This window comes from Citrobacter sp. Awk 2, from assembly GCF_028069815.1.
Taxonomy (GTDB): Bacteria; Pseudomonadota; Gammaproteobacteria; order Enterobacterales; family Enterobacteriaceae; genus Citrobacter.
The window spans coordinates 1-491 of sequence record NZ_JANEWL010000259.1 but is presented as its reverse complement, the minus strand read 5'-3'; the positions used below and the strand labels follow the sequence as shown (position 1 = coordinate 491).

The 491-nt window shown below is 44.1% G+C and carries 1 protein-coding gene; it reads right to left on the bottom strand.

Going from position 1 to position 491, the window contains the following annotated elements; all coding sequences use genetic code 11:
• Positions 1 to 38 precede the first annotated feature (38 nt).
• Complete coding sequence (locus tag NNO02_RS23530) at positions 39 to 260, bottom strand: membrane protein (protein WP_048213468.1); 222 nt, start codon at positions 258 to 260, stop codon at positions 39 to 41.
• Between the last annotated feature and the right edge of the window lie 231 nt (positions 261 to 491).

Genomic DNA, 491 nt, shown 5'->3' with positions numbered 1-491 from the left:
TGCTAAAAGCGCGGCAACAGCCGCGCTTTTATGATTATTTATTTCGTCAAGGCAACTATCCCAAGCGTCAAGCCGGCAACAGCGGCCGCACCACCGGCTATCGCTCCTGCAGTTTCCCAGTTATCCTGTGTGGTACCTTTCATACAGGTATTGGTATGAACCAGACGCCCTTGATCGTCATAGACAGGCACACAAGGGGAATCGTGTGCACAGCCAGCCAGTAATGCGGTAAGCAGTGCAACGGGTATTAATCTTTTCATGGTGTTACCTCAAAAATAAGCGTTTCGCTAATTGAGCAAAGGTAAACGCTCAGCCATCTGCGAACTCGACCGCTATTTTACCACTGCTTAAAAAAAGACTGACATGAGGAATAATCTCAATTCATGTGGATTGTAAAAATAATGGATAAAATGGGCGGGCCTGAAAGTTCTTTCTGCAATGTTTCNGCGGAATTAAATGTCTATCTTATTAATAAATAAAGAACTCATCAT

What these genes read in the sequence shown, in the direction of transcription:
- NNO02_RS23530 (WP_048213468.1), bottom strand. Translation starts at nt 260, where the DNA reads ATGAAAAGATTAATACCCGTTGCACTGCTTACCGCATTACTGGCTGGC.